14 protein-coding genes are annotated in these 14504 nt (G+C 73.5%); 7 read left to right on the top strand and 7 right to left on the bottom strand.

Annotated elements, in window-relative coordinates:
• Positions 1-123 precede the first annotated feature (123 nt).
• From FYW99_RS21445 to FYW99_RS21435, 3 genes are all read right to left on the bottom strand, one after another.
• Positions 124-1050 carry an ABC transporter permease gene (locus FYW99_RS21445; protein ID WP_150253814.1) on the bottom strand — a complete coding sequence of 309 codons (927 nt, stop codon included), beginning with the start codon at positions 1048-1050 and terminating at the stop codon, positions 124-126.
• 16 nt (positions 1051-1066) lie between these two features.
• Complete coding sequence (locus FYW99_RS21440; protein WP_150253813.1) at positions 1067-2632, bottom strand: ABC transporter substrate-binding protein; 1566 nt, start codon at positions 2630-2632, stop codon at positions 1067-1069.
• A gap of 102 nt (positions 2633-2734) precedes the next feature.
• On the bottom strand, positions 2735-3658 hold the full coding sequence (locus FYW99_RS21435) for a 5-dehydro-4-deoxyglucarate dehydratase (RefSeq protein WP_150253812.1): 924 nt from the start codon (positions 3656-3658) through the stop codon (positions 2735-2737).
• A gap of 181 nt (positions 3659-3839) precedes the next feature.
• Between FYW99_RS21435 and FYW99_RS21430 the strand changes: the two genes are divergently transcribed.
• The gene (locus tag FYW99_RS21430; protein WP_223839366.1) at positions 3840-4571 is read left to right on the top strand and encodes an IclR family transcriptional regulator; all 732 of its coding nucleotides are present in this window, start codon (positions 3840-3842) and stop codon (positions 4569-4571) included.
• Between the two features lie 113 nt (positions 4572-4684).
• Here the strand turns inward: FYW99_RS21430 and FYW99_RS21425 are convergent, their stop codons facing one another.
• Entirely contained in the window at positions 4685-6652 is a 1968-nt protein-coding gene (locus FYW99_RS21425; RefSeq protein WP_150253810.1) for a M3 family metallopeptidase, read from the bottom strand.
• 138 nt (positions 6653-6790) lie between these two features.
• Entirely contained in the window at positions 6791-7480 is a 690-nt protein-coding gene (locus FYW99_RS21420) for a TetR/AcrR family transcriptional regulator (protein WP_223839356.1), read from the bottom strand.
• Between the two features lie 63 nt (positions 7481-7543).
• On the opposite strand from FYW99_RS21420, the gene FYW99_RS21415 reads away from it, so the two are divergent.
• Together FYW99_RS21415 and FYW99_RS21410 are read left to right on the top strand one after the other, a co-directional pair.
• A complete protein-coding gene (locus FYW99_RS21415) occupies positions 7544-8371 on the top strand; it encodes an ABC transporter ATP-binding protein (RefSeq protein WP_150253808.1) in 828 nt (275 codons plus the stop codon).
• On the top strand, positions 8361-9116 hold the full coding sequence (locus FYW99_RS21410) for an ABC transporter permease (protein WP_150253807.1): 756 nt from the start codon (positions 8361-8363) through the stop codon (positions 9114-9116). Before FYW99_RS21415 ends, FYW99_RS21410 begins: the two co-directional genes overlap by 11 nt.
• Positions 9117-9204: 88 nt before the next feature.
• Here the strand turns inward: FYW99_RS21410 and FYW99_RS21405 are convergent, their stop codons facing one another.
• Entirely contained in the window at positions 9205-9828 is a 624-nt protein-coding gene (locus FYW99_RS21405) for a TetR/AcrR family transcriptional regulator (RefSeq protein ID WP_150253806.1), read from the bottom strand.
• Positions 9829-9921: 93 nt separating this feature from the next.
• Here FYW99_RS21405 and FYW99_RS21400 point away from each other — a divergent pair, with 93 nt between their 5' ends.
• Positions 9922-10965, top strand: a complete 1044-nt coding sequence (locus FYW99_RS21400) for an NAD(P)-dependent alcohol dehydrogenase (RefSeq protein ID WP_150253805.1) — start codon at positions 9922-9924, stop codon at positions 10963-10965.
• A gap of 58 nt (positions 10966-11023) precedes the next feature.
• Here the strand turns inward: FYW99_RS21400 and FYW99_RS21395 are convergent, their stop codons facing one another.
• Positions 11024-11680, bottom strand: coding sequence for a flavin reductase family protein (locus FYW99_RS21395; protein ID WP_150253804.1), 657 nt, complete (start codon positions 11678-11680; stop codon positions 11024-11026).
• A 221-nt stretch (positions 11681-11901) separates the two neighbouring features.
• On the opposite strand from FYW99_RS21395, the gene FYW99_RS21390 reads away from it, so the two are divergent.
• From FYW99_RS21390 to FYW99_RS21380, 3 genes are read left to right on the top strand one after another with little or no spacing between them, the layout of a single operon-like run.
• Positions 11902-12450, top strand: a complete 549-nt coding sequence (locus FYW99_RS21390) for a hypothetical protein (protein WP_150253803.1) — start codon at positions 11902-11904, stop codon at positions 12448-12450.
• A gap of 46 nt (positions 12451-12496) precedes the next feature.
• Positions 12497-13111 (top strand): TetR/AcrR family transcriptional regulator, encoded by a 615-nt coding sequence (locus FYW99_RS21385; RefSeq protein WP_150253802.1) that lies wholly within the window; start codon positions 12497-12499, stop codon positions 13109-13111.
• A complete protein-coding gene (locus FYW99_RS21380) occupies positions 13108-14400 on the top strand; it encodes a nucleotide disphospho-sugar-binding domain-containing protein (protein WP_150253801.1) in 1293 nt (430 codons plus the stop codon). The genes FYW99_RS21385 and FYW99_RS21380 overlap by 4 nt, the downstream gene beginning before the upstream one ends.
• Positions 14401-14504 lie beyond the last annotated feature (104 nt).

Here is a 14504-nt window from a genome sequence, read left to right as displayed (position 1 = left end):
CCGCCTCGGCGGCGGTGGCGCCCACCCCGGGCGCGGCCGCCTCGGCGGCGGTCGCCCCCGACGCGGTCGCCTCGGCGGCGGTCACCGCGTCGTCGCCGTTCCCCGGCGCGGAATCAGGGTTCTTCATGCCGTCACCCCCTGGCGGACGCGCGCGTCCAGCAGCGCGTAGCAGATGTCGATGAGGATGTTGAGGACGAAGATCGTCACGGCGGTCAGCAGCACCGCCGCCTGGAGCACCGCGAAGTCGCGTTGCAGGATCGAGTCGATCATCAGCTTGCCGATGCCCGGCCAGCCGAAGATCGTCTCGACGACGACCGCGCCGTTGATCATCCCCACGGTCAGGTCGCCCGCGACCGTCAGGGCGGGCGCGGCCGCGTTGCGCAGGGCGTGGACGAAGATGACGCGCTTCTCGTCGGCGCCCTTGCTGCGGGCCACCTTGGCGTAGGGGGCCGACAGCGCGGAGACCATCGACCCGCGCACGACCTGGACCAACACGCCGAACGGGCGGATGAGGAGCGTGGCGATCGGCAGGACCCACGCCCCCATCCCCTCGGTCCCGGAGGTGGGCAGCCAGTTGAGGGTCACCGCGAACACCAGGACGCCCATGATGGCGAACCAGAAGTCCGGCACGCTGGCCGAGGCCGACGACAGGAAGCTGGCGACGCGGTCGGCGAGCGAGTTGGGGCGGTAGGCGGCCAGGCTGCCGATCACCACGGCCGCCAGGATGGCGATGCCCATGGTGGCCCCGGCGAGTTGCAGGGTCGCGGGGAACGCCTGGAGCACGGCCTCGGCGGCGGGCTGGGCGGTGCGCAGCGACTCGCCGAAGTCGAGCTGGGCGATCTGGGTGAGGTAGTCGAGGAACTGCACGAACACCGGCTGGTCGAAGCCGTTCTGGGCGGCGAACTCCGCCCGCATCTCGGGTGTCGCGCTCAGGGGCAGGTAGAGGTTGGCGGGGTCGCCGGTCAGCCGTGCCAGGAAGAAGACCCCCAGCACCACCGCGAGCAGTGGCAGGGCGCTGGACAGGATGCGGCGCCGCAGGAAGACGAGCATGGAGTCGGTTACCCCCTCAGCCGTTCCGCTGGATCTCGCTGAGACGCAGCTCGTCGTTGGTGGCCGAGTTCGGGGTGTAGGACACGTCGTCCGCGACGGACATGATGCCGGTCATGTGGGCGAGCACCGCGTCGCGGACCACCTCGTCGTTCTGGTGGGCGAGCGCGGCGGCGAACGCCTCCTGGCGCTCCCCCTCCTGGGCCTGCTCGGCGTCGGCGATCAGCCCGTCGAGCTCCTCGGTGCCGTGGATGCTCTGCGCGCCCTCGGAGCCGTAGATCTGCTCCATCGTGAACGCCGCGTCACCGGCCTGGTTGCCGTGCTGGGCCTGGAGCAGCGTCGGGCCCGCGTCCGCGGGGAAGGGCCGCAGCAGGTACTCCAGCCAGGCGTTGACGTCGAGCATCTGGATCTCCACGTTGAGCCCGACCTCGATCAGGGAGCTCTGCACGACCTCCATGGCCTCGGAAGCCCGGGGGTAGATGCCGTTGCGGCCGATGATGGTGATGGTCGTGTCGACGGGCACGCCGTCGGCGTGCGCCTCGTCGATCAGCTCCGCGGCCCGTTCGGGGTCGTGGGGCCAGGGCTCGATGTCGGGGTTGTGGCCGGTGACGCCCTCGGGGACGATCTGCCCGGCGGGCTGGCCCAGACCGGCGAAGACCGAGGCGACCAGGCCCTCCTTGTCGATCGCGTAGTTGATGGCCTCGCGGACGCGGATGTCGTCGAGGGGCTCCTGGGTCGCGTCGATGCGCATGTAGGAGGTCTCGTTGTTGGGGTACTCGACCGCGTTGTCCCCGGCGCCGTCCTCGGGGGCGAGCCCCACGGCGATGTCGGCCTCCCCCTGCGCGACCATCGCCGCCCGGATGCTGCCCTCGGAGCGCCAGACGTACCTGGCCGACGCGAACTCGGGCGCCTCGCCCCAGTAGCCGTCGTAGCGCTCCAGGGTCAGGCTCGAACCCTGCTCCCAGGCGCCGATCCGGTAGGGGCCGGTGCCCACGGGCTCACGGACCTTGCCCTCGGCGTCGGTGGTGGTGGGCACGACCTCGACGAAGGACAGCCGCAGCGGCAGGATCGGGTCGGGCTCGCCCGTGGTGACCTCCAGCGTGGTGGCGTCGGCGGCCTCGACGGTGATCTCGCTGTCGCCGAAGACGTAGCCGTCGACGTTGCAGCCGATGTCGGAGTTGACGGCGCGGTCGATGGAGAAGGCCGCGGCCTCGGCGTCGAAGGGCGTGCCGTCGTGGAAGGTCACCCCGTCGCGCAGGGTGAACGTCCACGTGGTGTCGGAGGTCTGCTCCCACTCGGTGGCCAGCGCGGGTTCGAGTTCACCGGTGTCGGGGACGCGCTCGGTGAGCGCCTCGGTGATGTTGGAGCGGGTGACCCTGCCGGTCGCGGTGAGGGAGGCGTCGCAGGGCTCCAGGGTGGGCGGCTCCTCCGGCAGGACGACGCGGAGCGTGTCGGCGGAGGCGGCGTTGTCGCTGTTGGCGACCGAGCACGCGGTGCCGGCCAGGAGCGCCGCGGCCGTGGCCAGGGCTCCGGCGGCCCGTACCGGACGGCGGGCGGACGCCGGGGGGCGGGGTGTGAGGGGCATGGGTTTCTCCGGGGTGTGCCTTGTGGAGGGTGGGAAAGGGGGTGCGGGCTCTTCCCGGGACGGGGAGAGGCGCGATGGGTCGGGCGACGGGACGGGGGCGCTCTACGCGGCCGCCGCGACCGCCAGGCCGCGGTCGATGATCCGGCCCAGCCGCTCCCGGTGCTGCGGACGGACCTCCCCCAACGGGGGGCGTACCGGTCCGGCCGAGCGGCCTCTGAGCTCCAGGCCCGCCTTGACCAGGGAGACGGCGTAGCCGGGCGTGGTGTCGCGCAGCTCGGCGAGCGGGACGTAGAACTCGCGCAGCAGCTCGTCCTGGGTCGCCTCGTCGCCGCGTTCGAGCGCGGTGAAGAAGGCCGACGCGACGGCGGGGGCGAAGGCGAGCGAGGCCGAGGAGTAGGAGACGGCTCCGACGGCCCGGTAGGCGCGGACGAAGGTCTCGGCGGTGGGCATGCCGTTGAGCAGTGGCAGGCCGCCGCCGGTCGCGGTCACGGTGCGCTGGAGCAGCTCGATGTCGCCGTGCCCGTCCTTGAAGGCCACGATCTTCTCGCTGCGGGCGAGTTCGGCCACGGTGGCGGGGGCGAAGACCGCGGTGGAGCGCTGGTAGGGGACCAGGCCGACGCGGGCCGCGGCGACGAGCTCGCGGTAGTGGGCGAGCAGCCCGTCCTGCGGGCCGACCTGGAGGTAGGGCGGCAGGACGAGGGCGCCGTCGGCTCCCTCGTCCTCGGCCGTGCGCAGGTACTCCAGAGCGGTGCGGGTGCCGCCGCCGATGCCCGCCAGCACCGGGACCGCGCCCTCGACGCGCGCGACGGCCGTCCGCACCACCGCACGGTGCTCGTCCTGGGTCAGCGAGGCGAACTCGCCCGTCCCGCAGGCGACGAACAGCGCGGCCGGAGCGGCCTCCAGCATCTCGTCGAGGTGCTCCTCGAAGCGGGGGAGGTCGAGTTCACCCGTGGAGGCGAAGGGCGTGACGGGGAAGCCGAGCAAACCCGTGAGGGAGGTGGCGAGTTCCGCTGGGCTGGGGGACATGGGAGCCTCTTGTCTACGTATGGAGATGCGGTCTACCCTAATGGACGGCAACATTAGATTGGTGTCTCAGATCACGTCAAGGGGAAGAGCAGCCCCCTCAGCCACAAAGTGGAAAAAGGGAGATATGAGATCACCCATCACTCAGAGCACAGAGGACCCCCAGGTCACAGGTGTACGGCCGGTGAAGTCCGCCGAGCGGACGATCGCGATCCTGGAGTACCTGGGCACGGCCGACCGGCCCCGCTCGCTGCGCGAGGTCACCGCCGACCTCGGCATCCCCCGGGCCAGCGCCTACGCGCTGCTCACGACCCTGGTCCGCAGCGGATGGGTGGACCCCGACATCTCCAACACGGGGTACCTCCTGGGCATCCGCGCCCTGCGGATGGGCGCCTCCTACGTCGAGCACGACGGCGTCGTGCGACAGGCGCAGCGCGTCATGAACGAGATCGCGCAGGAGTGGGGGGAGACCGTCCACCTCGCCCGTCTGGACGGCGACGAGATCGTCTACCTGGCGACCTGCATCTCGCGGCACTCCCTGGCGGTCGTCTCACGCCCCGGCCGCCGACTGCCCTGCTGGGGGACCGGCCTGGGCAAGGTGCTGCTCGCCGGGCGCCCGTGGGAGGACGTGGAGGCGCTGCTGCCCCCCACTCTCACGGCCCGCACCCCCCACACCTTCACCGACCGCGCGGAGTTGCGGGCCGAACTGGAGCGGGTCAGGGAGCGCGGACACGCGATCGACGAGCAGGAGTCGACCGTCGGGCTGCGGTGCTTCGCGGTCGCGCTGGACTTCGGGGGCGGGGCGGCGCCCAAGGAGGCGCTGAGCTTCTCCGTCCCCATCGTGCGCCTGGACCCCGACCGGGAGCGGCGGCTCGTGGCGGCCCTGCTGGACGCGCGCGACCGCATCGTGCGCTGACCCCGGCGCCCCGGGGCGGCGCGGGCGAGGGGCCCGGGCACACCACCTCCCGGTGTGCCCGGGCCCGGGTCAGCCGGGGGGCCGGACCGGACCCCCGACGGGTCAGCCGGGGGTCAGGCCAGCCCGCGGCGGGCCAGCAGGGGCTCCATCCGGGGCTCGCGGCCCAGGAAGTCGCGGACCGCCTCCATGGGGTCCACGCCGCCGCCCACGGACAGCACCCTCTCCCGGAAGCGGTCCCCGCCCTCGCGGGTGAGGCCGCCGTTCTCGGTGAACCACTCCACGCTCTCGGCGTCCAGGACCTCGCTCCACACGTAGGAGTAGTAGCCCGCGCTGTAGCCGTTGGCGAACACGTGCATGAAGTACGCGGACCGGTAGCGCGGACGGACCAGGGGGTGCAGGGCTCCCGCGGCCTCCAGGGCGCGCGCCTCGAAGGAGGCGGGGTCCTCCACCGCCTCGCCCGGGGCCAGACGGTGCCACGACCAGTCCAGGAGCGCCGCGGCCAGGTACTCGAAGGTCGCGAAGCCCTGGTTGAACTGGCGGGCGGCCGTCAGGCGCTCGACGAGTTCCGCGGGCACCGGCTCACCGGTCTCGTGGTGGCGGGCGTAGTGGGCCAGGACCTCCGGCCAGGTCGCCCACATCTCGTTGACCTGGGAGGGGAACTCCACGAAGTCGCGCGGCACGCTCGTGCCCTGCACGCGCGGGAACCGCACGGCCGACAGCAGCCCGTGCAGGGCGTGACCGAACTCGTGGAAGGCCGTCTCGACCTCGTCGAAGGTGAGCAGGGTGGGGCCCGAGGCGGGCTTGGTGATGTTGAGGTTGTTCACCACCACCGGCCGCTCGTCCAGCAGGAAGGACTGGTCGACCAGGTTGTGCATCCACGCGCCGCCGCGCTTGGTCGGCCTGGCGTAGGGGTCCAGCAGGAACAGCCCCAGGGGCGAGCCGTCCCGGTCGAACACCTCCCACACCCGCACGTCCTCGTGGTAGCCCCGCAGGTCGGACCGCTCGGCGAAGGTGATCCCGTACAGCAGCGTCGCGGCGTGGAAGACGCCGTCCTCGACCACCCTGCCCAGCTCGAAGTAGGGGCGCAGGACGCTGTCGTCGAAGTCGTAGCGCTCCCTGCGCACCTGCTCGGCGTAGAAGGGCCAGTCCCAGGGTTCGATGTCGTGCCCGGCGTACTCGGCCAGGGCGCGGGCCTCCTTCTCGACGTTGCGCCGGGCGGGCCCGACCAGCTGGCCGAGCCGCTCCTCGACCGCGTCGACGGTCCTGGCGGTCTGGTCGGCGACGGTGTAGGCCGCGTGGTCGGAGTAGCCGAGCAGCGCGGCCCGCTCGGCGCGCAGGACGGCCGTGCGCGCGGCGATGTCGAGGTTCTCGGGGGCGCGCTCGGCGCTCAGGGCGTAGAGCCGCTCGCGGGTGGCGCGGTCGGTGAGCTGGGCCAGCGCGGGCTGCACGGTGGTGTTGAGCAGGGGCAGGACGTACTTCCCGTCCCGCTCGATCGCGCTGATGTGCGCCTCGTCCAGGCCGTCGAGGTCGGAGACGTCGTCGGTGACGAGGGAGGCCTCGCGGGTGGCCCGGACCACGTTGCGGGAGAACTCGGTGCTCAGCCCGGCGAGTTCGGTGTTGAGCTCGCGCAGCCGGGCCTGCTGGTCGTCGTCCAGGTCGGCGCCCGCCTTGACGAAGTCGAGGCGGTACCGCTCCAGCAGCCAGGCCTCCTGCGGGTCGGAGGTGGTGACCTGCCGAACGCGCTCCCACAGGTCCCGGTTCAGCGAGATGGCGTCCCTGTGCTGCGCGGCCCTGGGGGCGACCTCCCGCTCGATCTCCTCGATGCCGTCGGTGGCGTCGGAACCGGCCAGGGTGTGCAGGACGGTCTCCACCCTGGCCAGGAGCGCGCCGGAGCGCTCCAGTGCCGCGATGGTGTTGTCGAAGGTCGGGGGCCGCTGGTCGCGGACGATCGCGTCCACCTCGGCGAGGTGCTCGGCCACGCCCTTGTCGAAGGCGGGCAGGAAGTGCTCCTCGCGGATGGCCGCGAAGTCGGGGAGCCGGTAGGGAAGCTCGTTCGGGGACAGGAACGGGTTGTCGGTCAAGGATCGTGCTCCTCGTTCGTCGGTACCGCCCCGCTCCCCCGCGGTCGTGTGCGGCGGAGCTCCGGGTGACGCGCCGGACTCCCCGGCGTCAGGGTTCTCGGCCGGGCGGGCTCCGGCGTTCGGGGCGCTCGTGCTGTTCTACCTTGCTCCCCGCCCCGTGTCACCCGCGCGCCCGGGGGCGTCGTCCGCGCGTCCTCCCGCCGACCTCTCGACCACCTCCAGCAGTCGGCCCAGCCCCTCCTCGAACTCGGCGTCCCAGTCGACCGGGCGGTCCAGCACCTCGCCGAGCCGGTGGTGCGCGGGCACCTGCCGGGGGTCCGCCAGCTCGCGGCGCCCGCGCGTGCCGAGGTTGCCCTCCCCGAAGCGGCCGTTGACCTCCGATACCGCGAAGCCCAGGACGAACGTGCTGATCATCCGTTCCAGGGCCGCCACCTGCGCGTCCGGCACGCCCGCGTCCAGCAGCGCCGCGTAGAGCGCGTCCACGACCCGCATCGCCTCCGGGAGTTCGGCGGGCCGGTCCAGCAGCAGGGGGAACGTCCGTGGGTACCGGTGCGCCAGCGCGCGGGCCCCGCGGGCGCAGGCCAGCAGCCGGTCGCGCCAGTCGGACGCGGGGGCGGAGCCGGGCAGGGGCAGCTCCCGCAGCAGGCGGCCGACGAGCCCGTCCAGGAGGGCCTCCTTGCCCTCGAAGTACCCGTACAGGGCCATCGGGGTGAGACCGATGTCGGTCGCGACCGCGCGCATCGACACGGCCGCCAGCCCCCGCTCCTCCGAGAGCCGCAGGGCGGCGTCGAGGATCTCCGGCCTTCTTTCTTGCTTGATCTTGCGCACAGCCATAGTCTACACCGTAGACAATCGTCATGGAATCCCACGAGAAATTCGAGGAATCCTCCCATGTTGGAAGCGTTATCCCTGGTCAAGGAGTTCGGATCCGTCCGTGCCCTGGACGGTTTCACACTGGTCGCCGAACCCGGCGAGATCGTCGGACTGGTGGGCCACAACGGAGCCGGAAAGACCACGTTCGCCCATGTCGTCTCGGGCCTGCTGCGCCCCGACGGCGGCCGGGTGCTGCTCGGCGGGGAGCCGCCCCGGGCCGCCCGCCGCCTCCTCGGCCTGGCGCCCCAGCACCTCGCGCTGTACCCGACCGTCACGCCCCGCGAGACCCTGCGCCTGTTCGGCGGCCTGCACGGCCTGCGCCGCCGCTCCCTGGACGCGGCCGTCGACGAGATCGCCGACGCGCTCCGGCTCACCGGCTTCCTCGACCGCCGGGTGGGCGTGCTCTCCGGAGGCCAGCAGCGCCGGGTCCAGGCCGCCGCCGCGATGGTCCACCGTCCCTCCCTCCTGCTCCTGGACGAGCCGACCGCGGGTGTGGACCCCGAGACCCGACAGGCCCTCCTCGACGCGGTGCGCGCCCGGGCCGCACAGGGCGCGACGGTCGTGTACACCACCCACTACCTGCCCGAACTCACCGAACTGGGCGCCAGCATCGCCGTGGCGCACGGGGGCCGGATCCTCTCCCGCGGCAGCGCCCCGGAGCTGCTCGACGGCCTGCCCGGGGAGGTGCGCCTGACCTTCGACAACGAGGAGGTGCGCGTGCCCACCACCGACCCCACCGCCACCCTGGCGCGGATGCTCACCGAACACGCGCGGCCGGTGCGCGCCGTGGACCTGCGCCAGCCCACCCTCGACGACCTGTACCGTGCGGTGGCCCGTGCGCACTGAACCCGCGCGGCGGCTGGCGCTGCTGGTCCGCCACAACACGGTGCTCCGGCTGCGCGACCCCGGGCACCTCGTCAGCTACCTGGTCATGCCCATGGTGCTCATGCTCGTCTTCAGCCCGCTCTACCGGGCTGCGCTGCCCGACGGCGGGCGGACGCAGGCCGTCACCGGCATGCTCGTCATGTTCTCGGTGCTATCGCTGTCGGTCGTGGGCACCGCGCTGCTGAGCGAACGCACCTGGCGCACCTGGAACCGCCTGCGCGCGAGCCCGGCGTCGGTCGTGGAGATGCTGGTCGGCAAGGCGCTGCCCGTCTTCGCGCTCCTGGTCCTCCAGCAGGGGCTGCTCCTGCTCTTCGGCGCCCGGGTGGTGGGCATGCCGGTCGCCGGAACACCGGCGCTCCTGCTGTTCGCGGTCTGCGTGTGGGCCTTCGCCCTCCTGGCCGTCGGCGTGGCGCTGGCGGGCCTCGTGCGCGGCCACGGGGAGCTCGCCGCCGTCTGCGACGTCGGCGCCCTGGCCGTGAGCGCCCTCGGCGGAGCCCTCGCGCCGCTCTCCATGATGCCCGCCTGGGCGCAGGCCGCGTCCCCGTTCTCCCCCGGGTACTGGGCGATGGCCATGTTCGGGGCCGCCGTCGCCGGGGACACCGCGACCGTGGTCCGCGCAGCCCTCGTCCTCACCGCCGTCGGGGCGGTCGCGGGCGCCCTGGCCTGCGTCCGCGTCGGCCGCGGCCTCGGGGAACTCCGGGGGTGACAGCGCCGGGTGCGGGGCGGCGGGGACGGGACCACCGCACCGGCAGCTCCCCCTCGGCCGCGCCCACCCTGGCCGCGAGCCCCCCGGCTCACGGCGCGGCGGACGCCGCCTGTCCCGGGGCGACGGCGCGGCGGACGCAGTCCCGCAACAGGGCGCGCCGCTGGTCGTGCACGTCCGGGGGCTCCGCGGCGGTGGCGGCGTAGACGTTGCTCACCGGCGACCAGGCCATCGACATGGCGATGACCACGGCCATCACGTCGAAGGGGTCACCCGGCCTGACGCGCCCGGCGGCCTGGGCCTCGGCGACGGCGCGGAGCTTGTGGTCGTCGTAGCGCTCGTGCTCCGCGACGAGGTGTCCCTCCGGGCGCCGCTCCAGGCGGGCCCAGGTGGCGAGGCGGATGAGGTCGGGACAGGCGAGGTACTCGTCGTAGAGGCGCACGGCCCAGTCGGCCAGGTCCTCGGCGTCGATGGGGGCGACGTTGGTGATGCGCTCCAGAGAGGCGAAGAAGATCGCGTCGAAGAGCCGTTCCTTGTTGCCGAAGTAGCCGTAGAGCTGCGCCTTGTTGGTCCGGGCGGCGGCGACGATCCGCTCGACGCGGGCTCCGGCGATGCCGTACTGGGCGAACTCCCGCGTGGCGGCGTCGATGATCCGCTGGTACGTCGCGGCTCCGCGCGCGCTCGACGGCTGGTCGGGCATCGACTGCTCAGGCATGGCCTCCACGCTAGCAGACCGACCGGTTTGTTTGCGGAATCGGCCCGTCCTGCCTAAGGTCAAATAGACCGAACAGTCTGTTTAAGGAGAGAGATGCGCACCACGACCGGTTGGCAGGCGGATCCCGCGACACGCGCTCTGCGACGTGCATCCCTCCAGCGCCGGGACCTGCGCCCGGACGACGTCGCGGTACGCGTGGACTACTGCGGCGTCTGCTTCAGCGACCTGCACGCCCTGCGCGCGCACAGGAGCGACGCGGACGGGGTCCTGGTACCGGGGCACGAGTTCACGGGCACGGTGAGCGAGGTCGGCGGCGCGGTCACCGGCTTCGCCCCGGGCGACCCCGTGGCCGTCGGCAACATCGTCGACTCGTGCGGCACGTGCCCCATGTGCCGGGCCGGTCAGGAGAACTTCTGCCGCGAGTTCCCGACCCTGACCTACGGCGGCAGCGACCGGCGGGACGGGGCGACCACCCTGGGCGGCTACTCCCGCGAGTACCTCGTCCGTGAGAGGTTCGCCTACCGGCTGCCCCCGGGCCTCGACCCGGCCGGAGCGGCCCCCCTGCTCTGCGCCGGCGTCACCGTCTGGGAGCCCCTGCGGGCCCTCGGGGTGGGCCCGGGCAGCACGGTCGCCGTGGCCGGACTGGGCGGCCTGGGCCACCTCGCCGTCAAACTGGCCGTCGCGCTCGGCGCCACGACCTCCGTCATCAGCCGCACCCCGGACAAGGCCGACGAAGCACACGGGCTCGGCGCGGACGGGTTCGTCGTCTCCACCGACGCCGAGCGGATGGAAGCCGTCCGGGACCGGTTCGACGTGGTCATCGACACCGTCTCCGTCCCCCACGACCTGGCCCCCTACCTGGGCGCGGTCGCCATGGACGGCACCCTCAGCCACCTCGGCCACCTCGGCCCGGTCACCGTCGACACCACCGACCTGCTCATCGGCCGCAAGAGTCTCAGCTCCGCGGGCAGCGGTGGCCGCCCGTCCACCGCCGCCATGCTGAGCTTCTGCGCCGAACACGACATCACCGCCGACATCGAGCTGCTGCCGTCGTCCCAGGTGAACACGGCCCTCGAACGCCTGGAGCGCAACGACGTCCGCCACCGCTTCGTGCTCGACATGTCCGACCTGGACTGAGCGCGGGCCCGGCCGGGCCGGTCAGCCGGCACTCCCGCGGCCGTCGGCAGCCGTCCGCTCAGGCGCCGGGCGTCTCCGAGCGGTGGGAGTGCCCGTGCTGGCGCCCCAGCCCGAAGTAGTGGCGGAAGCTGTAGATCATCGGGTTCCAGCGCGCGGGGTCGACGTGGTCGGTGCCGGGCACCACCAGGCGCTCGTCCGCGTGCACCCGCAGCACCTCGGCCTGGACCACGGTGAGCTCGCCCGAGGCGTCGGCGTCCACGCGCACCGCCCGGGCCTCCAGCTGCAACGGGCACTCGGCCACGCGGGGCGGCGCGACCCGCTGCGACTCCTGCGGGGTCAGACCCGCGGCGGCGAACTTGTCGGCCTCGAAGCGGCAGCCCGGCGGCTTGCCCGGGGGCACGGGATCGCGCCCGGTCAGCGGGGCCAGGCGCTCGACGCTGGCCCAGTCCTCGGCGGCGGGGAGGCTGGCCACGAGTTCGGGGCGCGCCGCCAGGTTGCGCGCGGTCTGCCCGGTGGCCCCCAGTCCCAGCACCAGCAGGTACCCCAGGGCCCAGGCCGAGGAGATCGGGGCGAGGTTGGGGGTGCCGTCGTCGTTGACGGTGGAGATCAGCACCACGGGGGTGCCGAAGTAGAGGATGCGCGGTCGGATGGTGCGGTGGGCGAGGGGCGCGGCCGGGGCGGCGCTCCCCGGGTCCGTTCGCTGGTCGGTGGTCATGACCGGGACTCTAGGAGACCGACACTTCGGTCGCGGCCGAACCGTTCCCGGCCCCGGCGCGGAGGCTCCGGCGCCCGCGTCCGCCCTCGCGGCACCGTTCGACGACGGACTCCGGCCGTCGGCCGTGGGACCCCCGCCCGGACGACGGCGCCCGCACGCCCTCTTGAAAACAAACATCCAAAGTGTTTTTATAGTTTCAAGCACTCGTCGAACGGACCCCCATGGACCTGCTCACCGACTTCCTCGCCTGGGCCTGGCCGCGCCACCTCAACCCGCTGAGCTGGTACATCCGACCGCTGTTCTTCCTGCCCATCGCCTACTTCTGCTGGACGCGCAGGCCCGTGCCGCTGGCGCTGACCATGGTGGCCATGCTCTCCAGCTTCTTCTGGTTCCCCGCGCCCGAGGAGATCGACCCGGCCATGGCCGGGGTCCTGGAGATGGAGAGGGAACTGTTCACGGACCCCACCTGGGTCACCTGGGCCACCCTGCCGCTGGTGCCCGCGCTGCTCGGCTCGCTGTGCGCGGCGTTCTGGTACCGCTCCCTGGGCTGGGGCCTGGTCGTCGTCAACGGCGGGCTGGTGGTCAAGATCGCCTGGACCGTCGCCAACTCCGGCGCGGACGGGCTGGCCACCGTGCTCCCCCTGGGCCTGGCCATGGCGGTGGTCACCGCGGTCGTGGTCGCCGTGGCACGCTGGCGTTCGCTCCCCCTGTCCCTGACCGGCCACCGACACGGCGGGCGGGACGGGCGCGCACCGGCCGCCGCACGCTGACCGGGAACCACCGTCCGCGGACACCGCCACCGAGGGAGGAACCACCGTGCCACCCGCGTTCTCCGCACAGGAGAAGGAACGCATCACCGGCCTGCTGCTGGAGTCCGGACGCGCCCTGTTCACCACCCGGGGGCTGCGCAAGACCTCCCTGGAGGAGCTGGTCGCGCCCGCCGGTATCGCCAAGAGCAGCTTCTACGCCTTCTTCGACTCCAAGGAGGCCCTCTACCTGGAGCTGATGCTGCGCCAGATGGCCAAGGTCAGGGAGCGCGTCATCGACGACGCCCTGACCAGCACCGACGACACCCGCGAGGGGCTGCGGCGGTTCCTGCGCGCCAGTCTGGACGAGCTGGCCGACAACCCCCTGTACGGACGGCTCGTGACCCACCCCGAGGAGATGGACGCGGTCGCGCGCAGGGTCGCCCCGTCCCGGGCCGCCTCCTCCCCCGACAACCCCGCCGTCGCGCTGGGCGCGTTCGTGGACGCCCGGCGCGGGACGGGCGAACTGGTGGACGCCCATCCGGCCGCCATCGTCGGCGTCCTCCAGGCCGTCCTGCTCCTGCCCGTGAACGCCGACCGACTGGCGGCGCCGGAGCACTACCACCAGACCCTCGACCTGCTGATCGACATCGTCGCGCGGGGTCTCACCCCCCGGAAGGAATGACCGACGTGCACGCCCTCCTGCTCACCCACGGCACCCGCGGAGACGTCCAGCCCTTCCTGGCCCTGGCCAGGGCCCTGGGCGCGGCCGGGCACACCGGTGTGGTCGCGGGCCCCGCGTCCGCCGCCCCGCTGGCCGCCGAGTACGACGTCGCCTACCGCCCGGTGGACGACGGCCCCAACGCCCTCATGGGCGATCCCGAGCTGAACGGCGTGATGGAAACCGGACTGCGGGGGCTGCGCGGCGCCGTGCACGCCGCCGCCCTGCTGCGCAGGATCGCCCCGCTCATGCGCAGGGTCCACGACGACATGGCCCCGCTCGCCGACGAGGACGCGGACGTGGTCGTGCACATCCCCGGTATGCCGGGAGGGCACATCGCCGAACGCCTGGGCGTGCCCTCCGTCCCGGTGGCCCTCCAGCCCTCCTGGGTGCCCACCCGTGCCTTCCCCGCCCCCGGCGTGCCCTGGCCGCGGTGGGCGCCCGCGGCGCTCAACCCGCTGACCTACCGGCTGGCCGCCCTGACCCTGCGCGGACAGCGCGCTGTGGTCGAGGAGTTCCGGGACGGGCTGGGCCTGCCCCGAAGGGCCGGGCACCACGACCCGCTGCACCAGCCGGACGGGAGCCCCTCCACCGTGCTCCAGGCGTTCAGCCGCCACCTGCTCCCACCGCGTACGCACTATCCGCCGCGGGTGCGCACCACCGGCTTCTGGTTCCCGCCGCCGGACACGCGGTGGCGGCCCTCCCCGGAACTGGAGGCGTTCCTGGACGCCGGGAGGCCGCCGGTGTTCGTCGGGTTCAGCAGCCTGCCCACCGCCGACCCCGCGGCCACCGGGCACGTGGTGGGCGAGGCCGTGCGCCGGGCCGGGGTGCGCGCGGTCGTCGCCTCGGGCCGGGGCGGCATCACCGCCGGAGCCGGTGGGGACGACGTGTTGGTCCTCGACGGGGCCCCGCACGAGCGGCTGTTCCCGCGGTGCTCGGCGGTCGTGCACCACGGCGGCGCCGGGACCACCGGCGCCGCGCTCGCCGCGGGCAGACCGCAGGTCGGATGCCCCTTCTGGGGCGACCAGCCGTTCTGGGCGCAGCGGACCCACGCGGCCGGGGCCGCCGTCACCCCGCTGCGGGGCCAACGCCTGACCGTGGACGCCCTGGCCTCGGCCCTGGCCCGCGCGGTCGGCGACCCCGCTCTCGCCGAACGGGCGCGCGTCCTGGGCGAACGGGTGCGCGCCGAGGACGGCGCGGGCACGGCGGTGCGGCTGCTGGAGGAGGTCGTCGCCCGGCGCGGGGGCTCCTGAGCCGGGCCCGCGGCGGCCGCGTTCCCCGTCGGCCACGGCTCCGGGAGGGGCCGCGCCCGGCTTCGCCGCGGGGCGGACCGGAGCCGGGCCGACCGCGCGGATCC

It is taken from the genome of Nocardiopsis deserti (assembly GCF_008638355.1).
GTDB lineage: Bacteria > Actinomycetota > Actinomycetes > Streptosporangiales > Streptosporangiaceae > Nocardiopsis > Nocardiopsis alborubida.
Note: the sequence above shows the minus strand (reverse complement) of the source record. Positions and strands in the feature narration are given on the sequence as shown.